The 20904-nt window shown below is 67.4% G+C and carries 24 protein-coding genes; 14 read left to right on the top strand and 10 right to left on the bottom strand.

The annotated features are described in order from the left end of the window. Nucleotides 1-59: 59 nt before the first annotated feature. A complete protein-coding gene (locus D9V32_RS01015) occupies nt 60-1274 on the bottom strand; it encodes a beta-ketoacyl-[acyl-carrier-protein] synthase family protein (protein WP_121647205.1) in 1215 nt (404 codons plus the stop codon). Nucleotides 1275-1343: 69 nt separating this feature from the next. Between D9V32_RS01015 and D9V32_RS01010 the strand changes: the two genes are divergently transcribed. Further along, entirely contained in the window at nt 1344-1931 is a 588-nt protein-coding gene (locus tag D9V32_RS01010) for a TetR/AcrR family transcriptional regulator (RefSeq protein ID WP_121647036.1), read from the top strand. Nucleotides 1932-2013: 82 nt separating this feature from the next. Here the strand turns inward: D9V32_RS01010 and D9V32_RS01005 are convergent, their stop codons facing one another. Together D9V32_RS01005 and D9V32_RS01000 are read right to left on the bottom strand one after the other, a co-directional pair. Beyond that, nucleotides 2014-2787: an SDR family NAD(P)-dependent oxidoreductase gene (locus D9V32_RS01005; protein ID WP_183086111.1), complete on the bottom strand. Its 774-nt coding sequence runs from the start codon at nt 2785-2787 to the stop codon at nt 2014-2016. Nucleotide 2788: 1 nt separating this feature from the next. Beyond that, the gene (locus tag D9V32_RS01000) at nt 2789-3628 is read right to left on the bottom strand and encodes an SDR family NAD(P)-dependent oxidoreductase (RefSeq protein ID WP_121647034.1); all 840 of its coding nucleotides are present in this window, start codon (nt 3626-3628) and stop codon (nt 2789-2791) included. 105 nt (nt 3629-3733) lie between these two features. Here D9V32_RS01000 and D9V32_RS00995 point away from each other — a divergent pair, with 105 nt between their 5' ends. Next, the gene (locus D9V32_RS00995; protein WP_121647033.1) at nt 3734-4267 is read left to right on the top strand and encodes a TetR/AcrR family transcriptional regulator; all 534 of its coding nucleotides are present in this window, start codon (nt 3734-3736) and stop codon (nt 4265-4267) included. 64 nt (nt 4268-4331) lie between these two features. Continuing rightward, a complete protein-coding gene (locus D9V32_RS00990; RefSeq protein WP_121647032.1) occupies nt 4332-5279 on the top strand; it encodes a ketopantoate reductase family protein in 948 nt (315 codons plus the stop codon). A gap of 83 nt (nt 5280-5362) precedes the next feature. On the opposite strand, the gene merB is transcribed toward D9V32_RS00990, so the two are convergent. Further along, entirely contained in the window at nt 5363-6049 is a 687-nt protein-coding gene (merB, locus tag D9V32_RS00985) for an organomercurial lyase (RefSeq protein WP_121647031.1), read from the bottom strand. 63 nt (nt 6050-6112) lie between these two features. On the opposite strand from merB, the gene D9V32_RS00980 reads away from it, so the two are divergent. Further along, nucleotides 6113-6568 carry a MarR family winged helix-turn-helix transcriptional regulator gene (locus D9V32_RS00980; RefSeq protein ID WP_121647030.1) on the top strand — a complete coding sequence of 152 codons (456 nt, stop codon included), beginning with the start codon at nt 6113-6115 and terminating at the stop codon, nt 6566-6568. Between the two features lie 19 nt (nt 6569-6587). On the opposite strand, the gene D9V32_RS00975 is transcribed toward D9V32_RS00980, so the two are convergent. Beyond that, nucleotides 6588-7523 carry an SLAC1 family transporter gene (locus tag D9V32_RS00975; protein WP_121647029.1) on the bottom strand — a complete coding sequence of 312 codons (936 nt, stop codon included), beginning with the start codon at nt 7521-7523 and terminating at the stop codon, nt 6588-6590. A gap of 55 nt (nt 7524-7578) precedes the next feature. Here D9V32_RS00975 and D9V32_RS00970 point away from each other — a divergent pair, with 55 nt between their 5' ends. After that, a complete protein-coding gene (locus D9V32_RS00970; protein ID WP_121647028.1) occupies nt 7579-8139 on the top strand; it encodes a CGNR zinc finger domain-containing protein in 561 nt (186 codons plus the stop codon). Between the two features lie 70 nt (nt 8140-8209). On the opposite strand, the gene D9V32_RS00965 is transcribed toward D9V32_RS00970, so the two are convergent. Further along, nucleotides 8210-8803: an HdeD family acid-resistance protein gene (locus D9V32_RS00965; protein ID WP_121647027.1), complete on the bottom strand. Its 594-nt coding sequence runs from the start codon at nt 8801-8803 to the stop codon at nt 8210-8212. Continuing rightward, entirely contained in the window at nt 8800-9804 is a 1005-nt protein-coding gene (locus D9V32_RS00960; protein ID WP_183086110.1) for an FUSC family protein, read from the bottom strand. The genes D9V32_RS00965 and D9V32_RS00960 overlap by 4 nt, the downstream gene beginning before the upstream one ends. Nucleotides 9805-9963: 159 nt before the next feature. Here D9V32_RS00960 and D9V32_RS00955 point away from each other — a divergent pair, with 159 nt between their 5' ends. From D9V32_RS00955 to D9V32_RS00940, 4 genes are all read left to right on the top strand, one after another. Continuing rightward, complete coding sequence (locus D9V32_RS00955; protein WP_121647025.1) at nt 9964-11199, top strand: amidohydrolase; 1236 nt, start codon at nt 9964-9966, stop codon at nt 11197-11199. 24 nt (nt 11200-11223) lie between these two features. After that, entirely contained in the window at nt 11224-12411 is a 1188-nt protein-coding gene (locus D9V32_RS00950; protein ID WP_121647024.1) for an AI-2E family transporter, read from the top strand. 73 nt (nt 12412-12484) lie between these two features. Then, entirely contained in the window at nt 12485-13099 is a 615-nt protein-coding gene (locus tag D9V32_RS00945) for a TetR/AcrR family transcriptional regulator (protein WP_121647023.1), read from the top strand. Beyond that, nucleotides 13096-14274, top strand: coding sequence for an SGNH/GDSL hydrolase family protein (locus D9V32_RS00940; RefSeq protein ID WP_121647022.1), 1179 nt, complete (start codon nt 13096-13098; stop codon nt 14272-14274). The genes D9V32_RS00945 and D9V32_RS00940 overlap by 4 nt, the downstream gene beginning before the upstream one ends. A gap of 60 nt (nt 14275-14334) precedes the next feature. Here the strand turns inward: D9V32_RS00940 and D9V32_RS00935 are convergent, their stop codons facing one another. Then, nucleotides 14335-14976: a helix-turn-helix domain-containing protein gene (locus tag D9V32_RS00935; protein WP_121647021.1), complete on the bottom strand. Its 642-nt coding sequence runs from the start codon at nt 14974-14976 to the stop codon at nt 14335-14337. Nucleotides 14977-15060: 84 nt separating this feature from the next. Between D9V32_RS00935 and D9V32_RS00930 the strand changes: the two genes are divergently transcribed. Together D9V32_RS00930 and D9V32_RS00925 are read left to right on the top strand one after the other, a co-directional pair. Further along, nucleotides 15061-15720 carry a class I SAM-dependent methyltransferase gene (locus tag D9V32_RS00930; protein ID WP_121647020.1) on the top strand — a complete coding sequence of 220 codons (660 nt, stop codon included), beginning with the start codon at nt 15061-15063 and terminating at the stop codon, nt 15718-15720. 80 nt (nt 15721-15800) lie between these two features. Then, the gene (locus D9V32_RS00925) at nt 15801-17351 is read left to right on the top strand and encodes an MFS transporter (RefSeq protein ID WP_220700627.1); all 1551 of its coding nucleotides are present in this window, start codon (nt 15801-15803) and stop codon (nt 17349-17351) included. Here the strand turns inward: D9V32_RS00925 and D9V32_RS00920 are convergent. After that, nucleotides 17314-18414: an epoxide hydrolase gene (locus D9V32_RS00920; protein ID WP_220700626.1), complete on the bottom strand. Its 1101-nt coding sequence runs from the start codon at nt 18412-18414 to the stop codon at nt 17314-17316. The two genes, D9V32_RS00925 and D9V32_RS00920, sit on opposite strands and share 38 nt — an antisense overlap. 98 nt (nt 18415-18512) lie before the next feature. Here D9V32_RS00920 and D9V32_RS00915 point away from each other — a divergent pair, with 98 nt between their 5' ends. From D9V32_RS00915 to D9V32_RS00905, 3 genes are all read left to right on the top strand, one after another. Beyond that, nucleotides 18513-19142, top strand: coding sequence for a TetR/AcrR family transcriptional regulator (locus D9V32_RS00915; RefSeq protein WP_121647018.1), 630 nt, complete (start codon nt 18513-18515; stop codon nt 19140-19142). A 261-nt stretch (nt 19143-19403) separates the two neighbouring features. Next, nucleotides 19404-19787: an excisionase family DNA-binding protein gene (locus D9V32_RS00910; protein WP_121647203.1), complete on the top strand. Its 384-nt coding sequence runs from the start codon at nt 19404-19406 to the stop codon at nt 19785-19787. 13 nt (nt 19788-19800) lie between these two features. Next, nucleotides 19801-20391 (top strand): PIN domain-containing protein, encoded by a 591-nt coding sequence (locus D9V32_RS00905; RefSeq protein ID WP_121647017.1) that lies wholly within the window; start codon nt 19801-19803, stop codon nt 20389-20391. Nucleotides 20392-20456: 65 nt separating this feature from the next. Here the strand turns inward: D9V32_RS00905 and D9V32_RS00900 are convergent, their stop codons facing one another. After that, nucleotides 20457-20837: a metal-sensitive transcriptional regulator gene (locus D9V32_RS00900; RefSeq protein WP_121647016.1), complete on the bottom strand. Its 381-nt coding sequence runs from the start codon at nt 20835-20837 to the stop codon at nt 20457-20459. Nucleotides 20838-20904: the final 67 nt, after the last annotated feature.

The following is a 20904-nucleotide window of genomic DNA, read 5'->3' as shown; positions in this document are numbered from 1 at the left end:
ACCCTGAGCAGAGCGCCCCGTCCCGGAGTTCCGGGGCGGGCACTCTGCTCACGCGTCGATCAGGCTCTCCTGAACACGAGCGAAACGTTCTGACCACCGAACCCGAATGAGTTGCTGAGGGCGGCGGGCTGCGGGAGATCGCGGCGTTCGATGGCCACGTCGAGATCGATGTCCGGGTCCAGGTTTTGCGGGGTGAGGTTGTGGGTGGGCGGGATGACGCCGTCACGTACCGCCAGCACGGTGAGCAGCGCCTCGATCGCGCCGGCCCCGCCGAACAGGTGGCCGAGCGCGCCCTTGGGGGCGGTCACCGTGATGCCCGGGCCGAACACCTCGGCGATCGCGCGGGCCTCCGCCGCATCACCCACCGGGGTGCCGGTGGCGTGGGCGTTCACGTGGGCGATGCCGCCGGGTTCCAGAACCGCCTGGGCGAGAGAGCGACGCATCGCCTGAATCTGGCCGCGGCCATCCGGTGCCGGGGCCGTCATATGGTGGGCATCCGAGGCGATCCCCGCCCCGGCGAGCACCGCGTGGACGCGCGCACTGCGGGCGGCCGCGTGAGCGGCGCTCTCCAGGATGACCACCGCCGCGCCCTCCCCGATTACAAAGCCGTTGCGGTCGGTGGCGAACGGCCGGGAGGCCTCCGCGGCATCGCCGAGAGGCTTTGCGAGCGCCCGCGCCTGGGTGAATCCGGCGATGGTGATGGGCGTGATCGCAGCCTCGGTGCCACCGGCGATCACGATGTCCGCCTCCCCCGCTCGGATGAGCCGCGCCCCCAGCGCGATCGCCTCCGCGCCCGAGGAGCACGCGGAAACCGGCGTGTATACGCCGGCCTGCGCGCCATACTCGATGCTCACCACCGCGGCGGCAGCGTTGGGCATCAGCATCGGAACGGTGCGCGGAGAGACGCGGCGCACCCCGGACTCCGCCAGTACGTCGTGCTCGCGCAGGAGCGACTCGACGCCGCCGATGCCGGTGCCGATCGCCACGGCCAGCCGTTCCGGATCCACACTCTCGAACCCCGCATCGGCCCATGCCTCGGCCGCCGCGACCGCGGCAAACTGCTGCGAGCGATCCAGCCGCTTCACCTGCACCGGGGTGAGTTTCTCGGCGGGATCCGCCGCGACCAGACCGGCCACGAGCCCCGGAACGATCGCGTCGGCGGCCCGGATCCCCGACCGACCGGCGAGCAGCGCCTCCCAGGTTTTGGAAACGTTTGCGCCGAGCGGGGTGATCGCGCCGAGCCCGGTCACGACGACCTCCGTGTGATTCTGCATGCTGACACCCTTCATCTCATTTGTACGTCATACAACCAGGTGTTAATTTGTATCACATACAATTGAGTTATGAGTGCACGACAGAAGAGCGTCTCCGCGGCCACGCATGCCGTCTCCACTCGGCATCGCCTGATCGAGGAGACCGCGAAGCTCTGCATCGGGCGCGGGGGCGGCGACGTCAGCGTGGCCGAGATCGCCGCGGCCGCCGGGGTCTTTCCTAATCAGGTGACGTATCACTTCGGCTCGAAGGACTCCCTGCTCGTGCACGCGGCCTTCTACGGGCTCCTACACGACTCTGAACGCCTCTCCCGCGTGGGCGACTCGGCCGGCGATGCCGCCGCAATTCGCCGCAAGATCGCGCGCACCACGCTCGCCCTCCCCGCGCTCCCCGCGGTATCGCGCGCACTAGCAGCCGGAATCGCCAAGCCCGAGCTCGCACCCACGGTCGACACCCACCTCGACCTCCTCTTTCGACGCTCCGAGCGCTACCTTGAACGCCTCCTCCGGCGTCGCGGATGGAGTATCCAGCGCGATGTCGGCATCGAGGTACGCACGTTCTGGAGCACCGCGCTCGGTGCGGTTCTGCTCGCCCAGGCGGGCGTAAGTGGCTCCGGGTCGGACCTCGACCTTGCGGGCGTCCTGACGTTCCACGAGTAGCCCGAGCGACGTCGGTCACACGAATCCCGCAGCGCAAAACCCCGCACCTCGAGAAACGAGGCGCGGGGCTTCCCTGGCGAATCTAGCCGAGCCGCAGGGCTCCGTCGATCCGAATCGACTCCCCGTTAATGTAGGTGTTCTCCACGATGTGCGCGGCCAGTGCGGCGAACTCGTCTGGGCGGCCCACGCGCTGCGGGTTGGGAATCACCTTCGAGATCGCGGCCAGCTCATCGCCGCTCGGGCCGAGCATCGGGGTATCAAAACCGCCCGCGACGATCGTGTTGACACGGATACCACGCCCCGCGAGGTCGCGCGCCGCGGGCAGGGTGAGGCCGATGATGCCGGCCTTGGTGCCCGCATAGCCGGTCATCGTGGCCGAACCCTCGACCCCGGCGGCCGAGGAGGTGTTGACGATCACGCCACGCTCGCCCTCCTCGGTCGGAGTGTTGGCAAGCATCGCCTCGGCCACCACCGAGGACACCGTGAAGGTACCCAGCAGGTTGGTGTCGATCATCTGAATCAGGGCCCGACGGTAGTCCGCCTGACGGATGGTCGCCCGCCCCTCGGCATCCACCAGCGGCACGGTGTTGTTCACGCCCGCGGTATTGACGTTGGCCTCGATCGACCCAAACTCGGCCAGCGCCAGCGCTACCGCCGCCTCAACCGAATCCAGGTTCGCGATGTCGAGTTCGACGCCGATGGCGTGCGGCAGCGCGGCCGCGATCTCGCGAGCGGTGTCGCCACGTCGGCCACCCACCACCACGTTCGACCCGCGCTCGGCGAAGTAGCGAGCGGTTGCCAGGCCGAGGCCCGAGGTGCCTCCGGCCACAAAGACCGTCCTTCCGGCGAGCTGCATGCTACGCCTCCGATCCGGTGTTGCCATGAGCCGCGAGGGCCACGTGATCCCAGGCCTCCCAGGTCGCAATGCGCTGGGCGTAGACGTCCTTCACGAACGGCAGCAGGTTGCCGAGCATCAGGCGCAGCGGCGGCTTCTCGGCATCCACCAGGGCGAGGATCGCCGGGGCGCTCGCGGCGGGATCACCAAGATCTCCCTCGCCGAGGGAGGCGGCGAGCTCCTCGCGGAGGGCGTCGTACTCGGTCATGGCCGGGGCCGAACCGATCGAACCCGCACTCAGGAACTCGGTCGCGTAGCCGCTCGGCTCAACGATGCTCACCCGGACCCCAAACTGTGCCACCTCTGCGGCGAGCGCCTCGGAGATTCCCTCGACGGCAAACTTCGCACCCTCGTAGATTCCGGCGGTCGGGACGGCAACGATGCCCGCCACGCTCGAGAGGTTGATGATGTGCCCGGCCCCCTGGGCGCGCAGCAGCGGCAGCGCCGCCTGGATCACCGAGAGCGTGCCGAACACGTTGGTCTCGAAGTTCGCGCGGATGCTGTCCTCGTCGACCTCCTCGATCGCGCCCATCTGGCCAAAGCCTGCGTTGTTTACGATGACGTCGAGGCGGCCGAAGTGGTCGTGGGCGGTCGCCACGGCGGCGAACACCTCGGCACGGTTGGTCACGTCAAGTTTGAGGGCGAGTGCGGTGTCGGGGAAGCGCTCCACCAGGTCGGCGGCCTGCGCGGGGTTACGCAGGGTCAGGGCGACGCGGTCGCCACGCTCGAGTGCGGCCTGCGCCCAGATTCGACCAAACCCTCTGCCGGCGCCGGTAATGAACCACGTTTTGTTGCTGGTCATGCTGACCACCCTTTCGTTTTCGTGTTTTCAACTTTACACTTATCGTAAAGATGTAAAGCAAGCGAATGGTGAAATATTCCCGACCGACTGGATAACCTGGAACACATGGACCTCAAAAAGCCGCGCCGCGACCAGATCCTGCGGGATGCCACCGCACTGTTCTGCCGCTACGGCTATGCCAAGACGACCCTCGCGGACGTCGCGAGGCGCAGCGAAATCTCCCGCCCCACGCTCTACGCCGAGTTCGCCGATAAGGACGTCCTGTTCGGTGCGGTGATCGAAACGCTCGCCGACGACCTCTTTGCCCGACTGAGCGCCGAGCGCGCGCACATCCCCTCCGAACGGGATCGCCTCCTGCACGCCTGCCTCGGCTGGGTGGCCTCGGGATACGACCTGGTCCAGGAAAACCCCGAGGCGGCCGACCTCTTCGACCCGAGGTTCGCGGCCGTTCGTGCGAGCAACACCCGCTTCGAGCACTATCTCGAAGAGCTCCTCACCGGATCGGACTCCCCCACCCCGCTCACCGAGATGATCACGCTGAGCCTGCAGGGCATCAAGCGTTTCGCCGAGAATCGCAGCCATCTCGAAGCCCTGGTTGCTACGCTCGTTGACACGGTGATCGCCGCGCGGGCCGTCTAGGCGCACAACGGCAAGTACACCACGGTAAGTACACCTCCCACACGTCCGAGCGAACGGAGCCCCCATGACCACCTTCCCCGCCAGAATCCTGATCGTGGGCGCCGGCGCAACCGGCGGCTACTTCGGCACCCGGCTCCTCGAGGCCGGGCGCGACGTAACCTTTCTGCTGCGCGAGGCGAGGGCGGCACGGGTCCGCGAGCACGGCCTGCGGGTGCGCGCACTCGATGGCGAGTTTGTCTCGCATCCGGCGGTCCTCACCAGCCAAGAGCTGAGCGCCGCCGCACCGTTTGACCTGGTGCTTCTCGGGGTCCGTGCCGACGCGCTCGAGGCCGCCCTCGAGGATCTTGCCCCGGCCGTGGGCCCGGACACGGTGATCATCCCGTTCCTCAACGGCACCCGACACCTCGAGGTATTGCGCACTCGATTCGCCGAGGCACACGTATTCGGCGGCGTCGCGAAGGTCTCCACCTCGCTCGATGCCGAGGGCACCATCGTTCAGGTCACCCCGGGTGCCTCCATCGACTTTGGGGCACTGCGCCCCGATGCCGATGCGGTTACCCGCACGCTCGCCCTGCTGAGCGTCCCCGGGATCACGGTCAGCAGCCGCGAGGACATCATCCAGGACATGTGGGACAAGTGGGTATTCATCGTCTCGCTCACCTCGATCACCGCGCTGATGGGCGCGCCGATCGGGGCGGTTGCCAGCACGCGGGAGGGCACCGAGTTTGCCCGAGCAGTGGTCGATGAGGCGGCCACGGTCAGCGCCGCGGCCGGCCACCCCGTATCCATTCGGTTCCACGAGACCCTGACGGCCACGGCCACCGACCCCTCCTCCCCGATGACCACCTCCGTCTACCGCAGCATGCGAGCGGGGGTGCCCTCCGAGGTTGAGGCGATGCTCGGCACCTTCCAGGCCACGGCCCGCGAGCTCGGCATCGACACCCCCCGCATCGACCTGGCGACCCTCCGCCTGCGCGTCCACGAGCACGTCATCGCGCAGCAGCGGGCGTAGCACGGGCGAGACTGGCGCGCGGCGAGCTCAGATATGCTCCGACACGATCGGATGAGCTGCGGCGCGCCAGCCGAAATCCAGGGTTACTCGGCCGCGGGCGTTCCCCAGAACGGTCCGGTCAGGCCCACGCTCGCGAAGTACTCGGCGGCGACCAGCGGTTCCCGGCGCACGTAGCCGGCGTCCAGGCGGCCCGCGTACCAGCGCGATGCCAGCCGCCAGAGCGTGGCCAGGTCAAAGATCGCGCCCACCTCGTGGCCGGTGCGCGCCGCCCACTGCTCCACGCACACCGCATCACAGAAGATGCGCTGGTTTGCGCAGGCGTGGATGACGTCGTTCCAGACCCGCCCCATGGGCTCGAGGAAGTGCACCACCTGATCGCCAACCGGAGGCTCGTCGCGGGTGATGGTCCAGGCGTGTGGGGCATCACAGTTGGGGCAGGTGGTCGCGACCAGCACCGAGGGCTCCGCAGGCACGAGGTGCGGAATCGCGAAGGAGTCCCAGGCGCAGCCACCCCACCACAGCACGTCGTTTCCCATGACCGAGAAGCCGAGGTTTTGCGTCGCGAACGGGTGCGCCAGCACGATCTCTCCCTCCGGCGAGACGGCGATATGGCGGTCGCGAACGAGCGCATCAAAGGCCTCGCGGGCCTCGCTCACGGGCAGGTCCAGGCGTCTCGCGACGGTCTCCGGGGTGCTGGTTCGGCCGGTCTCGGCGAAGTGCCGATAGATCGAGAGCCGTACCTGCTCGGCGGTGGGGTGGGTGTCGCTCATGCGTGTCACATCCGTTTCGTCACAATTAGGTTGATATCCCCCTAATTCTGTTAGGCTCCCCGAATGAGCGCAATTCCGAGTCCAAGTGTGACGCCAGAGGTCTCCGCGGGCGGCACCTGCAACAGCTATCTGGTGCGCCGGGTTGATCGCCACCTCAACGCCGTCTACGACCGTGCGCTGGCCGGCACCGGCATTCGCACCACGCAGTTCAGCGTGCTGCGCGCCCTGGCACTCGAGGGCGACGCCCGCATCTCCGAGCTCGCCGCGACGCTCGGGATGGATCGCAGCACCCTCAGCGCAAACGTCAAACCGCTGCAGCGAGACGGCCTCGTCGAGGTCACCGAGGCCAGCGACCGCCGGGCTCGCGATGTAAGCATCACCCCCGCCGGCCGCGCCACCCTGGAGGCCGCGATGCCCGCATGGATCGCCGTCCAGGAGTCGTTCGAGGCGGCCATGGGCCATGAATCCGCCCGTGCGCTGCGCAGGCTCCTCGCCGGCACGCTGACCTGGGAGGGCTAGCCCGCGCGGCAGGCCTCGCCTAGGCCGTGGCGACGAGACTCACCCGAGCGGCCCGCCTGGAACGCACCGAGTAGAACGCCACCACAAGAACCACGCCGCTGACCACGACCACGCCGACACCCGACGCCATCGGATTCGACACAGCACTCATCACGAAGGTCGCAACCGCGGCCAGCGGAAACGTGTACGACCACGCCCCCAGGGAGAATGGCGTGCGACGGTAGAGCGGAATGAGACCCACCTGGAGAAGCACCAGAATCAGGGTGAGTCCCAGCAGAATATCGACCACGATGCCCGCATGCTCCCCGGTGAGCGCGATCCACGCGCCACCGGCCACCGCGGGCGGTGCCATCATGATGGCCAGCGTGGGGACGAGCGGAGCGGGCAGCGCGGGACGCAGCGCCAACCGGGCGAGAATCAGCGTAAAGATGAGCACCCAGAACAGGGACCCCACGCCAAACGCACCCCACCCCAGGGCGGGCCATCCGATCTGAGCGGAGGCCGTTGCTGCGAGAAAACCGGCGGCGACCGTGGGCAGGAGATACCCGCCGTGCACGAGGTCGATGTCGATGAGCCCGCGCGCCCAGCGTGCGATGATCCAGCCGGCAAACACGGCCCCGACCGCAATCGAGGCGAGCACCAGTATCGTGCCCGCCAGCGGCACGAACGCGTAGAGGCGGGCACCCACCAGCATGCCGAGGATGGGTGCCAGCGCGGCGATCGGCCCCTGGGCCGGGTGCGCAAGCTGCGCACTGAGCGGCTGGGCTGAGCGGCGTGCCCGCACCGCGTGCGCGATCAGCAGCCAGACCCAGGCGATGGCCGCGACTCCCCAGAACGCGGTTCCGATCAGCGGATCGAGGTGCCAGGTTTTTACGGCGACACTCCAGGTGCCGGCGAGCCCCGCGAGGCCGAAGGCGATCGCGAAGGTGTTGAGGGGGATGCGCTCGTGAGTCATACCGAGATACTAATGCACTCTTGCTCACTTAATCCATTAGCGATAAACTCGGCATATGACCATCACGCTGCTGGGAGAGCCGTTCGCCATCGATCTCATGAACACGCTCAAGACCGCCCACGATCCGATCGTGGATCAACTCGCCTCCCCCGCGGCACTCGACGAGTTTTGGCGGTTTCAGGTCGACCGCGACCCCACCCTCACCCCGCTCGGCCACGAGGACACGCTGGCGCTGCGCGGCATCGTGACCGAGATTGTGTCCTCGATCCGGGAACAGCGCGCACCGGACGTACACGTCCTGACCGCCGCCAATACGCTGCTCTACGCCGCACCCACGCAAACCTATCTGCGCGCGAGCGTGGACGGAATCGACGTTGAACACACCAGCACGGCGAGCCATGCTGCGGATGTCACGCGAGCACGAGCCATCCTGTCAGCGATCGAGCTCACCGCACGCGCCGAGGACGGCCGGCTGCGCCGATGCGCGGCGGAGGACTGCTCTCAGCTGTTCGTTGCGCTGAACTCCAAGCGTCGCTGGTGCACCGCGGCCGGCTGCGGCAATCGCGCTCGGGTTTCCCGCCATGCCGCCCGCGTGCGCACCCCGGCCACCGCCTAGCGCCCACCCGCAAACGAAAAACCCGCGCGAGCACCGAGGTGCCCGCGCGGGTGTGAGGGTGTATCGAGGCCTAGAGCCGCGGAGCCGACTCGCCCACCAGGATGGCGGCCTCACCGCTGCGGTAGGTGAAGGCACGCACAACCTGCAGGATGCCCAGCACGATCAGCGAGACACCGAGGATGAGCCACAGCAGCGCGGCGAAGCTGAACGGCGCGGCGATCACGATGATGCCGGCGACGATGCTCAGGACGGCAAACACACTCGCCCAGACCTTGTTCGCGGCGGCACGCAGCGTGGTGAACGCAATGATGCCCTCAAAGATCCAGCTCACACCGATCAGGATCGCGGTAATAACCGCGAGGCCGGTGGTGACGCCGCCGAGGTTGGCGAATGCCACGATGCCCGCGACCACAAAAACGACGCCCAGCACGATGTGGCCGATGCGCGACCAGACCGTGGCGGTCTTGGCGAAGATGCCCACTCCGGCATAGATCGCGCCCGCGGCAATCGCGTACAGCGCGATGATGGCGGTGATGATCGAGGCGGTCTTAAGCGGGGCGACGAGGATCAGCACACCGAGGATCACGGCGATGATGCCGATAACCCCGAGGGCGGTGCGAATTCCATTGGTGAGTCGCTGCGAGAGCGTGGCGTCCGAGGTCATCGGGTTCCTTCAATCTGTTGAGGGGTGAATGGTGCATCGGTGGACCGCTGAAACAAACGGGTGTGGGCAAGCTGATGGGTGATAAAGGTCACCGCGAGGGCGATGATCGCCGCCGCCAAAACCGCTTCAATTCGCCCGATCCCCACGATGTATGCGGGCTTTTCCGAACTGGTCGTCAGGAGCACCGCGGGGGTGAGGAACGTCACAAACATGGCATAGTTCCCGCTGCGTGCGTACGCGACACACAGCACAACGGCGATCACCGCGGCGATAATTGGCACCGGTTGTGGGGCCAGCGTGATCAGGGTCGCCGCGATCGCCCCCGCGACCGTCCCGAGGATTCGGGACCGCGCGCGCTCCACAACATGGCCGGTATCCACCGCCAAAATCATGCAGTACGACAGCAGGACCCAGGACACATAGGGGTAGTCGATGGCGCTGCTGATCCAGAGGATCAGCAGCGCGCCGGAGGCCAGCATGACCCCGGAGCTCAGCCGGGCGCGCAGGGGCGCGGGGGCGAGGGGCGCGGAACTTCCCCCGGGGAGGAAGAATGAGAACAGCAGCAGGAATCCCGCCCCCACCACGGCCCCGACAAACACGTGCCAGGTGGCCACCTCGGTGTGCGAGAGGCCGGCAAACACCAGGAGGTTGACCGGGGAACGGGTCATTGAGGCCACGGATCCCAGGCGGAAAAACCCCTGCACGAGGCACACGAGGAGCAGGCAGATGGGCAGTAGCTCGGGGGCGGCAATTCCCAGGCTAAACCCGAGGAGTGCGATGGCCACGGCCCAGACCGCGGCGCCGATGCGCCAGCGAACCGGAAGGGCACGGACCGGGGACAGCAGGAGCATCATGGACAGATACGCGGCCTGCGCGGAGTTCGGGCCCACGAACGTATAGAGTCCGCCGACGATCGTTGCCCCGAACGCGGTGAGCAGGAGCGCGGAACCGATCGCCCCGCGCGAAATCGCAAACCTCGACCACCATGAGCCAGCTGCCATACTCAATCCCCCCGATTGTTCATGCATAACACTGGGTTTCCCCTCCGCCGATTGTTGCATGCGGCCCGATGTTCTCGCCACTACCTTCTTAATCCACCCCGCGGACGATCCGCACCACTACGGTGTATACCAAGACCGCCGAGCACCCGAGAGGACACCATGGCGCCCCACAGCATTTCAGAGTTCGAGGACATCTATCGAGATCTGCACGCCCACCCCGAGCTCGGATTTCACGAGGTTCGAACGGCTGGCATCGTCGCCACCACCCTCCGTTCGCTCGGCTACGAGGTCACCGAGGGCGTCGGTCGCACCGGCGTTGTGGGCATTCTCGAGCGTGGCCCCGGGGCCACCGTGCTGCTGCGCGCCGACATGGACGCCCTGCCGGTGCGCGAGGAAACCGGACTCGACTATGCCAGCACCGCGATCGGCACCGCCGCCGATGGCACCGAGGTTCCCCTCATGCACGCCTGTGGCCACGACATGCACGTGACCGCCCTGCTCGGGGCCGCCGCGACCCTCGCCGCCGACCCCGAGTGGAGCGGCCGCCTGATGCTCGTGTTCCAGCCCGCGGAGGAACAGGGTTCCGGTGCCCGCACGATGATCGAAGACGGTCTGTTTGAGCGGTTCGGACGCCCCGACGTGGTGCTCGGCCAGCACGTCGCCCCGCTGCCCGCCGGCGTATTCGGCGTGCGTCCCGGCCCCGCCTTTGCCGCCTCCGACTCCCTGCGGGTCACGCTCTTTGGCCGCGGCGGCCACGGCTCCCGCCCCGAAACCACGGTGGACCCGGTGGTCCTGGCCGCCTCCGTAATCCTGCGCCTGCAGACCATCGTGTCGCGCGAGGTGGCCGGCACCGAGACCGCCGTCGTCACCGTGGGTGCCGTCCACGCCGGCTCAGCCCCGAATATCATCCCCGATTCCGCGGTGCTGAGCATCAGCGTCCGCTCGGTTGAACCCGCCGTCCGCACCCGTGTCCTCGCCGCCATCGAGCGGATCGTGAAGGGCGAGGCTCTGGCCGCCGGGGCCGACCGCGAACCGCTGGTGGAGCACATCCACTCGTACCCCACCGTTGTCAACGATCCCGAGGCCACGGCCCGCGTCCAGGCGGCACTCCAGGCCAGTATTCCGGGCGTGCTCGTGATCGATCCGGGCCTGGTCACCGGAAGCGAGGACGTGGGCATGCTCGCCCAGGCCGCCGGCGTCCCGTGCATGTACTGGATCCTGGGCGGCGGAGACCCCGCAAACTTTGCCGGTCTGAGCACCCCGGAGGAGATCGCCCAGCGCGTCTCCACCCTTCCGTCCAACCACTCGCCCCTGTTTGCCCCGGCAATCACCCCGACCCTGCCGCTCGGCATCCAGGCGCTCGTCTCCGCGGCGCGCGCCTGGCTGATCCGCTAGCCCACACCCTCACGGAGAACACACGTGTCCACCAATACCTCCCCAGACTCCGCCGCCGAGGCGGAGTCTGCCCCCTCGGAAAGTTCCGCTTCGGAAACCGCGACAGCGTCGGGCACCTCGTCCTCGGCCGTCGTGCCCGTTGATGTTCCGCCCTCGCGCCGCTTCTGGACGCGCCTGGACAACCCGTTTATCGCCGGCTTCCTGCTGACCCTGGGCGGCCTTGCCGCGTTTAGCCTCGGTGCGGCGATCACAAATATTTCCACGGTCATCATCTACATCGTGTTCGCGCTGTTCATCGCGCTGGGTATCGACCCGGTGGTGCGCTGGCTTTCGGGCCGGGGAATGAGCCGCACCTGGTCGATCGTGACCACCATCGTGGGTCTGCTCGCCGTCGTCGCGGGCATGCTGTGGCTCGTCATCCCGACCGTGGTGGGCCAGATCACGCAGTTTGTGCAGTCGGTGCCCACGATGATCAAGGACTTCATGCAGTCCGATCTGTTCCACCGCCTGGAGGGCACGTTTGGTGAGGGCTTCGAGTCACTGATCGGCGATGTCCAGAAGTTCCTGTCCGACCCCGGTAACATTGCCGCGATCGGTGGCGGGGCATTCCAGGTGGGGGCGTCGATCTTCAGCGGGCTGTCCGGAGTGCTGATCGTGCTGGTGCTGACGCTGTACTTCGTGGCCTCGCTGCCGCAGATCAAGTCGGCGATGTACGAGCTGGCCCCCGCCCGCAACCGTGAGCGCATCTCGAACCTGACCGATCAGATCACCGACTCGATCGGTGGCTACCTGGGCGGCATGGTCATTCTCGCGTTCTTCAACGCGGTGTTCTCCGGCGTGCTCTACGCCATTCTCGGCCTGCCGTTCCCGCTGCTGATGAGCGTGGTCGCGTTCTGCATCACCCTGATCCCGCTGGTGGGTTCGGTGCTGTTCTGGGCGATCGCCAGCTCGCTCGCGCTGTTCTCGAACCCGCTGAGCGCGCTGCTCTTCGCCCTGATCTACATCGCCTACGTGCAGATCGAGGCCTACGTGTTGACGCCGCGCGTGATGAGCCGAGCCATCTCGATCCCGGGGTCGCTCGTGGTGATCGGTGCCCTGATCGGTGGAACGCTGCTCGGTCTGCTCGGCGCGCTGGTGGCCATTCCGGTGACCGCGTCGATTCTGCTGATCATCAAGCAGGTCTGGATCCCGAGGCAGAACTCGAAGAAGTAGCGGTAGACGCCAAACCTATACATGTTAGGATTTTTCCTATCATGTATAGGTTTTGGTGTTTAAGGAGGTACTGATGGCACGCGCTGGAATCACGACCGAGCGCCTCATCCTAATGGGGGCCGAACTCGCCGACGAGGTGGGGATCGAGCGGGTCACCCTCGCCGAGGTGGCGCGTCGGTTCGGGGTGAAGACCGCGAGCCTCTACTCGCACGTCGCCAACACCGCGGCGCTCGATGACGGCATCAGCCTGCTCGCCCTCGCCGAGCTCGCCGAACTCGCGACCGAGGCCACGAGCGGCCGGGCGCAGCGCGAGGCCCTCGCCGGGCTCGCCAACGCCTATCGCGACTACGCCCTCGCGCACCCGGGCCGCTTCGCCGCGATGCTGCGCCCGCTCACCCCGGAGGTCGCGGCCGCGAGTGCGGGTCCACGGCACGCGCGCCTCACCGAGGCGGTGCTGGCGGGCTACGGACTCACCCCCGAGGCGCATCCACACGCCGTGCGCCTGATCGGCAGCACCGTGCGCGGATTCATCACACTCGAGGCCGCCGGCGGGTTTGCGCACAGCGCTCCCCCGGCCGCCGAGAGCTGGCGGAGCATCATTGACGCACTCGATGCGCTGCTGCGCAACTGGCCCGCACCCGACTCATCCCATCACGGACACACCACCTCGGAGAGGAACCACGCATGACCACCCCACTCACCGCAGTCCCCCTGGACGCCACGATCATCCGCGGTGCCGCCGAGCTGGAAGCCACCGAGCGCGGCCTGCTGCCACACCGCCTTCCCGCCGCGGCGCGCGCTCAGAACACCGATCCCCAGCTGAGCATGGTGGAGGCCCAGCCCTCGGGCGTGCGGCTGGCGTTCACCACGACGGCGACGGTCATCGAGATCGACCTCTTCCGTTCGCGCACCACCTTCAGCGGTGTACCCGCGCGGCCGGACGGCATCGTCGAGCTCACGATTAATGGCGAGCGCGTCGCTGAGGCGGCCACCTCGGGTGGCTCGACCATCACGATCGATCTGGCCACCGGCACCCCGAGCGCCGAGACCGAGCCGGCCGCAGCCCTGCGCTTTGACGGCCTGCCCGCCGAATCGAAGAGCGTCGAAATCTGGCTGCCGCACGGTGAGAAGATCGAGATCGTGGAGCTGCGCACCAGCGCCCCGGTTTCGCCGCTCACCCCGGGCACGCGACCGGTCTGGGTGCATCACGGCAGTTCGATCAGCCACGGCTCCAATGCGATCCGACCCACCGGAATCTGGCCGGTGGTGGCCGCGCGCACGGCAGATCTGGAGCTCGTCAACCTGGGTTTCGGTGGCAGCGCGCTGCTTGACCCGTTCACGGCCCGCGCGATTCGGGACACCCCGGCGGATCTGATCAGCCTGAAGCTCGGCATCAACCTGGTCAACCTTGATCTGCTGCGCCTGCGCGCCTTCGGCCCGGCGGTGCACGGGTTTCTCGACACCATCCGCGACGGCCACCCGGACACCCCGCTGCTCGTGGTCTCGCCCATCTACTGCGGCATCCATGAGGATACCCCGGGGCCGGGCATGTTTGACCTCGAAGCACTGGTGCAGGGCACGCTACGATTCGCCGCCACCGGCAATCCCGATGAGGTCAGGGCGGGCAAGCTCACCCTACGCGTGATTCGCGCCGAACTGGCGCGCATCATCGGGGAGCGCCAGGCCACCGATCCGAACCTGTTCTTCCTGGACGGCCTCGAACTCTACGGTGAGGCCGATGCCGACACCCACCCGCTGCCGGACTCCCTGCACCCGGGGCCGGAGTCGCACGAGATCATGGGCGAGCGCTTCGCGCGGCTCGCGCTCGCGGACGGCACCGACACCTGGTCGGTGCGCGGCTAGGTTTCCTCACGCAAAAACGGCGCGTCATCCGAGGGTGACGCGCCGTTTTCGTGCGCACGCCTAGTCGTGCGGGAAAGCGTGGACGGGCGCCTCGAGATCCGCGGCGGCCTCGGCGAGGGTGGCCTCGGTGCTCGCGCGCACGTGGGCGCGCTCACCCTGCTTGCCGATGAGGCTCAGGTACTCCACCGAGCCGGCCTCGGTAGCCCCGAACCAGTGCGGGGTGCGGGTATCAAACTCGGCGGCCTCGCCCGGGGAGAGCAGGAGGTTTTGATCGCCGAGGATCAGGTGCAGCATGCCGTTCAGCACGTACACCCAGTCGTAGCCCTCGTGGGAGTGGAACTTCGGGGCCTGTGGCCCGGTCGCTCGCGGGAGCACAAACTTATAGGCCTGAATGCCACCTGGCCTCCGGGTGAGCGGCAGGATCGTCGAACCATCGTGGCAGGCCACCGGGCGCAGGTTGATGCGCGGATCGCCGGTGAGCGGTGCATCCACCAGCTCATCCAGGGTCACGCCGTGCACGCGTGCGAGCGGCAGAAGCTGCTCGAGGGTGGGGCGACGCAGGCCGGACTCGAGCCGGGAGAGGGTGCTCGCGGAGATACCGGTGGCCTCGGCGAGTTCGGCGAGGGTGACGTCACGGCGCTGGCGCAGGCGCTTGAGCCGCGGCCCGACGGCGTCGAGCGCCCGATTCGTATCGTGTTCCATCCCTCCATATTGCCATTTGGCAATGAAGATTGCCAGGGGGCAAGTCGATCGCGGAGACTGGGGATATCGACGCGAAAGGCCGCCATGAACACCCCACCCCAGCCAACCGAGCACACCTTTGACCGCCGCTACTGGGAGTCACACTGGAATGATTCCATCCTGCGCGGCAGCCATCAGGCACCACCCCACCCGCACCTCGACGCCCAGATTTCGGGGCTCCTTCCCGGGCGGGCACTGGATGCCGGCTGCGGCACCGGGGCCGAAACGATCCGGCTGGCCGAGGCCGGCTGGAGCGTGACCGGGGCCGATATCTCCGCCGGCGCGCTGAGTGTTGCGCGCGGCCGCGCGAAGTCCGCCGGAGTGCGGGATCGTGTGAGCTGGCTCGAGGCCGACCTCGGCGTCTGGGAACCCGCACGGCCCTTCGATCTGGTACTCACCGCGTTCGCCCATCCGGCGATGCCCCAGCTCGACTTCTACGCGCGCATCGCGCGGTGGGTCACCCCCGGCGGCACCCTCCTGATCTTTGGGCACGCGGCGCACGCTTCAGACGCTTCAGACGCTTCAGACGCTTCGCATGCCGAGCACCCCCACGAGGCATCGGCGAGCGCCGCGGGGATCACCGCGCTCCTTCCCGCGGGCCAGTGGCACATCGATACCGCCGAGGAGGTCGTGGTTCCCGGCACCCATCCCGGCGGCGCGGGTTCTCGCGTCGACGTGATTGTGCGCGCCACCCGCATCGGCTAAACCCCTCACTCACCCGCTCATTCCGCCTCGCACACCGTCGGGGCGCTATTTGGCGCGCCCGCGCGCCGTGAAAGGACCCCATGTCCGTCCCTCTTTCCCCGCAGAGCCACGGCGTCGATTCCGCGAGTGCCGCGCTCATTACCGATCCGAGTCGACGCCGCAGCATCCTGATTGCCGTCTGCCTCGCACTGATGGCCGTGGTGGCCTCCGTTTCCGGCCTGGGTGTCGCGCAGCCCCAGCTCGCGCTGGAGTTTGGCATCGATCAGGATCGCGTGCTCTGGATCATCAACGCCTATACGATCACCCTCGCCGCGCTGCTCCTCCCGCTCGGCGCGCTGGGCGACCGCCTCGGCCGAAAGACCATGCTGCTCGCCGGCACCGCGGTATTCACCCTCGCCAACATTGCGGCGGCCCTCGCCCCCACCGCGGATATGATACTGGGGGCACGCGTGGCCGCGGGCATCGGGGCGGCGGCGATCATGCCGGTCACGCTGTCCGTCATCACCTCCTCCTTCCCGCCCGCCGAGCGTTCACAGGCCATCGGCATTTGGACGGGAGTGGCCGGCGGCGGCGGCATTCTGGGCATGTACCTGTCCGCGCTCCTCGTGGATGTGGCGGCCTGGCGCTGGATGTTCGCGCTTCCCGTAGTTCTGCTACTGGCCTCCGCGCTGCTCGCGGTGCGCTCCGTACCCAACACCCGCGAGGCGGCATCAGGGCCGTTCGATGTGGTCGGCGCACTCACCTCGATGTTCGCGATGGTCGGGTTCACCCTCGCGCTGCACGAGGGCCCCGCACGCGGTTGGGGCGACGCACTGCCCCTCGGCGCGCTGATCATCGCAATACTCGCCGCGGCGGGTTTTGTCTGGCGGGAGCTGCGCCATCCCGCGCCGCTGCTGAACCTGCGCGCGTTTCGTACCCGCGGCCTCTCGAGTGGATCGCTGCTCCTTCTGGTGATGTTCGGCGTGCAGGCGGGAATCTCGATCGTGCTGTATCCGTTCTTTCAGACGGTGCTCGGCTGGTCGGGGCTCGCCGCCACCCTGGGCCTCATGCCGATGGCGCTGCTCATGATGGCCACCTCGGGAATCGCCCCGCGCCTGGCCGCACGGATCGGTGCCCGGGCCACCATGGCCACCGGCGTGTTTGTGGGAGCCGCAGGGCTCGCACTGATGGCTGCCCTGGTATCTCGCGACGGCGGTTATCTCACGGTTCTCCCCGGGCTCATCGCGATGGGTGCGGGCATGGGTCTCGCGATGACACCCTCCACCGAGGCGATTACCTCCGCGCTCCCCCGCGAGCAGCAGGGTGCGGCCTCGGCGCTCAACGACGTCACCCGGGAACTGGGTGCGGCCCTCGGCGTCGCGCTCCTCGGCGCGCTGGTGACGGCCGGCTATCGCACCGCACTCGCCCCCGCGCTGTCGGGGCTTCCGACCACACTCACCGCCGGGGTCGCGGAGGGCATTGCCGGTGCCGGGCCGCTCGCCGCCTCCGGCGATGCCCGCGCGGCCGCGCTGATCCGGGCCGCACACGAGGCGTTTGTCTTCGGCTGGCAGCAGTCCATGTGGATCGGTGCGATCATCCTCGTGCTCCTGGGGGTCATCGTGATGCTGCGGGGCCCGCGGGCGAGAGCCTAACCGCACGGCGCAGGTCGTCGACGTAGGCGGCGGGCTCCTCCCAGGCGGCAAAGTGCCCGCCGTCGTTGTGCTCGCTGAAGACGGCCAGATTCACGAAGCGTTGCACGAATTCCCGCGGTGCGGACAGGAAGTCGCGCCCAAAGGCCGAGTAGACCGTCGGCACCTCGATACGATCGGGCAGGGCCGCGGGTACCGCGTAGGTGGACAGCGCGGTGCCCGCGGTTTCGGTAAACCAGTAGGCACTGACCCAGGTCAGGATGTCCGCGGCACCGAACGCGTCCGCACTGCCCGCCCAGCCCTGGAGCTTTTCACCGATCCAGGCGAGCAGGGCCGCGGGAGAATCACCCAGCATCGTGGTCACCGTACCCGGACGCGTGGCCTGCTCGGCCACAAAACCCCCGTTGGCCTGCCGCCAGCGACCGGCGAGGGCCGCGAACTCGCGCTCCTCGGGGTGCGCGTGGGCGGGGTCGATCATCGCAACCCGCGACGCCGCCAGGTTTGTGAGGTGCAGTGCCGAGACGCTTTCCGGATGTGTGGCCGCGAGGATCTCCCCCACCGTGCCGCCCACGTCGCCACCCGAGACCACGTATCGGTCATACCCGAGGGCGAACATCGCCTCCGCAACCATTTCCGCGATGTCCGCGGTCGAGATGGGTTCTCCGGTCAGGGGTAGTGCATACGGAAATCCTGGCAGAGCGGGCACCACGACGTTGAGGTCTCTGAGCAGCGGCAGCACGCGTTCGAACCGCAGCACGGAGTCAGGCCACCCGTGCAGCAGAACCACCGCGGACGCATCCGGGTTCTCGGCGCGCTGATGAATCACCCTCAGGGCACGGGTTCCGACGCCCGCCGACTCCCATGGATATGCGCGAATGCGCTCCTCCGGCACCGACCAGTCAAAACCTTCGGCCCACTCCCCGAGCAACTCGGCGAGGCGTACCGCGGGGATTCCACGTGCTGCGTCGCCCGCCCAGGGGTTCGGTATCCGGCGGGTGGAGTGGATGCGCCGGATCAGGTCGGCACGTGCCGGGGCGTCGGCGGGGGCGGGGATGGGTTCGAACACGAGGTTCCTCTCGATGATGCAACCCAAATTGGGCCACAAAGCCCATTCTGTGCACATTCAAATGGGCTGTCAAGCCCAGTTGTTGATAAGCTGGCACAATGACAGCTTCCGAAGGCACCCTTCCCGCAACCGCGAAGGGGCGCGCCACCCGCGATCGCATCATTGATGCCGCCGCCGAGCTGATCCTCACTCACGGCGTTCAGGGCACCACCAACCCCGAGGTGCGTGCGGCCGCGGCGGTGAGCGGATCGCAACTCTCGCTCTACTTCCCGGATAAGGAGAGCCTCGTTCGCGCGGTACTGAACCGCCGCGGCGATCAGGTGATCGATGTCACCCAGCGCTCCGCGGAGGGAGCGCTCGACAGCATCGCGGCCCTGCGCTCCTGGGCCGCCTTCTACGCGGCCCGACCCGACTCCTGGCGGGGTGGCTGCCGTTTCGGCTCCCTCGCGAGCGACGTGCTGAAATCAGACCTCGACCTCACCCCCGACGTCACCGCCGGCTTTGCCCGCTGGCGGACGCTGTTCCGGGACGGACTGGCCGCAATGCAAGAACGCGGCGAACTTCGCCCGGACGCCCACCCCGACTCCCTCGCCACGATCCTGCTCGCCGCATTCCAGGGCGGCATGCTCCTCGCCCAGGCCGAGGGCAGCATCACGCCCCTCAACACGGCACTCGACGGCGCCATCGACTATGTCGAGAGCTTCGCTCTCGAAGCGCGACCTCGATAGCGCCCGCGCGCCGCTCCGCGCGGTCCCTGAATACGGGCGGTGAATCCAGAACAATACCCAAACCTTCTAAACGAAATATGTTACGTTTCTTGCACTTATAAGGAGGGTGTGATGTCTCGTATCTCTCGAACCATGACCGAAACATACGGGGGTTCCGATGGGCCCGGGGTTGCCCGAGTCCATGAGCTTCTCACGTCTCGCGGCGAGGCCCCCGAGATCAGCCCCCGTTTTTATCTCTCAGCGGAGAGCACAGGCGCCAGGGTGGAGCTCCCGCGGGAGATCTATCAGGCGCTCCTGCAGGTGGTAGATACGGTGCACCGCGGGCTCGCCGTCACGATTTCCCCCGTCACCACGATGCTCTCAACCCAGCAGGCCGCCGACCTTCTGGGCCTCAGCAGACCCACCGTGATCAAGCTGCTCGACGAGGGAAAGATTCCGTTCGAGCGGGTCAGTAGCCACCGTCGAATCGCGCTTCCCCACGTTCTGGAGTATCGCAATCAGCGACGCAAACAGCAGTACGCCCTGTTAGAGGAACTCTCTACGGATATCGACTCAGATCTGCCACTCGACGAGATGCTCACCACGCTCAGAGAGAATCGTCGCGCCCTCGGCGCTCGTCGCCGACCCTCCACAGACGCCCCCTGATACTGCCGGTATCATGTTCACCGCGCTGCTCGATACCAACGTTCTTTGGCCAAGTCTGCAACGCGACTTTTTTCTCTCGCTCGCGGTGGAGGGCACTTTTCGTCCCGTGTGGAGCGAGGCGATTCTCTCCGAGCTCAGCGCGAGCGAGGAGAACAAGCTCATTGCCCGGCATCAAAAAACTCCCCGTGAGGCACACGCACGAGCATTCAAACTCGTCGATACGATGCGCCGCATGTTTCCGGATGCACTCATACAGAACTGGGAGTGGCGAGACGGATCATATGGGCTGCCAGATAGAAACGATGAGCACGTGGTCGCTGCGGCGGAGACTGCCGACGCCAAAGCCATCGTCACGGAGAACCTGAAGGACTTTCCGGCCCATCTGATCCCGTCCACAATTGCCGTGGTTTCGGCGCGGACCTTCGCGTTTCACGCGGTCAGTGTCAGCACTCACCGCGCCCATCTCGCAATAAATGAGATTGCAAAGAGGAGCGGATCCCGCGGCCCAGTCATGACGCACGATCACATTCTTGATCGGCTTGAGAAGGCGTACGGATTCACCGACGCCGTCGGAGTGCTTCGCGACACACGTCCGGCTCCCTAACATGGTGGTGGGCCGTGCGGGATTTCCCGCACGGCCCACCACCTACGCACCCTGATGCTGCCGGACTAGGAACGCACCAGACGCGCGATCGCGTCGGTCGCCTCCTTGAGCTTGGCGGCGGCCTCCTCGGCGTTGCCGAGACGGGCGGCGTCCATCACGCAGTGCTTGAGGTGGTCGTCCACCAGGCCGATCGCCACCGACTGCAGCGCGCTGGTCAGCGCGGAGATCTGGGTCAGGATGTCGATGCAGTACTTTTCCTCGTCGATCATCTTCGAGATCCCGCGAGCCTGGCCCTCGATGCGGCGCATCCGCTTCTGGTAGCCGTCCTTGTCGCTGATGTAGCCGTGGTGGTGCCCCTCGGTGGCACACACGTCACCCACCGGGGTCTCCCCGACGGGAGCCGAAGACGCGGGTACCGGAACTGCGGGGGAAGCGGTGGTGGCCATGCTGGCTCCTTTGGATCGATCGGCCGAGGCCGGACTACTGACTTCAGGATATCGGGCGATACCGGCG

The organism is Mycetocola tolaasinivorans (assembly GCF_003667565.1).
GTDB classification, from domain to species: Bacteria; Actinomycetota; Actinomycetes; order Actinomycetales; family Microbacteriaceae; genus Mycetocola; species Mycetocola tolaasinivorans.
This window is presented reverse-complemented; position numbering and strand designations above follow the sequence as displayed.

Excerpts from the sequence above, each read along its gene's own strand:
- D9V32_RS00900 (WP_121647016.1), bottom strand. The coding sequence starts at position 20,837 with ATGGCCACCACCGCTTCCCCCGCAGTTCCGGTACCCGCGTCTTCGGCT.
- D9V32_RS00965 (WP_121647027.1), bottom strand. The coding sequence starts at position 8,803 with ATGACCTCGGACGCCACGCTCTCGCAGCGACTCACCAATGGAATTCGC.
- D9V32_RS00930 (WP_121647020.1), top strand. The coding sequence starts at position 15,061 with ATGAACACCCCACCCCAGCCAACCGAGCACACCTTTGACCGCCGCTAC.
- D9V32_RS00915 (WP_121647018.1), top strand. The coding sequence starts at position 18,513 with ATGACAGCTTCCGAAGGCACCCTTCCCGCAACCGCGAAGGGGCGCGCC.
- D9V32_RS00925 (WP_220700627.1), top strand. The coding sequence starts at position 15,801 with ATGTCCGTCCCTCTTTCCCCGCAGAGCCACGGCGTCGATTCCGCGAGT.
- D9V32_RS00955 (WP_121647025.1), top strand. The coding sequence starts at position 9,964 with ATGGCGCCCCACAGCATTTCAGAGTTCGAGGACATCTATCGAGATCTG.
- D9V32_RS00960 (WP_183086110.1), bottom strand. The coding sequence starts at position 9,804 with ATGGCAGCTGGCTCATGGTGGTCGAGGTTTGCGATTTCGCGCGGGGCG.
- D9V32_RS00935 (WP_121647021.1), bottom strand. The coding sequence starts at position 14,976 with ATGGAACACGATACGAATCGGGCGCTCGACGCCGTCGGGCCGCGGCTC.
- D9V32_RS00980 (WP_121647030.1), top strand. The coding sequence starts at position 6,113 with ATGAGCGCAATTCCGAGTCCAAGTGTGACGCCAGAGGTCTCCGCGGGC.
- D9V32_RS00990 (WP_121647032.1), top strand. The coding sequence starts at position 4,332 with ATGACCACCTTCCCCGCCAGAATCCTGATCGTGGGCGCCGGCGCAACC.
- D9V32_RS00945 (WP_121647023.1), top strand. The coding sequence starts at position 12,485 with ATGGCACGCGCTGGAATCACGACCGAGCGCCTCATCCTAATGGGGGCC.
- D9V32_RS00905 (WP_121647017.1), top strand. The coding sequence starts at position 19,801 with ATGTTCACCGCGCTGCTCGATACCAACGTTCTTTGGCCAAGTCTGCAA.
- D9V32_RS01010 (WP_121647036.1), top strand. The coding sequence starts at position 1,344 with ATGAGTGCACGACAGAAGAGCGTCTCCGCGGCCACGCATGCCGTCTCC.
- D9V32_RS01005 (WP_183086111.1), bottom strand. The coding sequence starts at position 2,787 with ATGCAGCTCGCCGGAAGGACGGTCTTTGTGGCCGGAGGCACCTCGGGC.
- D9V32_RS01000 (WP_121647034.1), bottom strand. The coding sequence starts at position 3,628 with ATGACCAGCAACAAAACGTGGTTCATTACCGGCGCCGGCAGAGGGTTT.
- D9V32_RS00940 (WP_121647022.1), top strand. The coding sequence starts at position 13,096 with ATGACCACCCCACTCACCGCAGTCCCCCTGGACGCCACGATCATCCGC.
- D9V32_RS00995 (WP_121647033.1), top strand. The coding sequence starts at position 3,734 with ATGGACCTCAAAAAGCCGCGCCGCGACCAGATCCTGCGGGATGCCACC.
- merB (WP_121647031.1), bottom strand. The coding sequence starts at position 6,049 with ATGAGCGACACCCACCCCACCGCCGAGCAGGTACGGCTCTCGATCTAT.
- D9V32_RS00975 (WP_121647029.1), bottom strand. The coding sequence starts at position 7,523 with ATGACTCACGAGCGCATCCCCCTCAACACCTTCGCGATCGCCTTCGGC.
- D9V32_RS00970 (WP_121647028.1), top strand. The coding sequence starts at position 7,579 with ATGACCATCACGCTGCTGGGAGAGCCGTTCGCCATCGATCTCATGAAC.
- D9V32_RS01015 (WP_121647205.1), bottom strand. The coding sequence starts at position 1,274 with ATGCAGAATCACACGGAGGTCGTCGTGACCGGGCTCGGCGCGATCACC.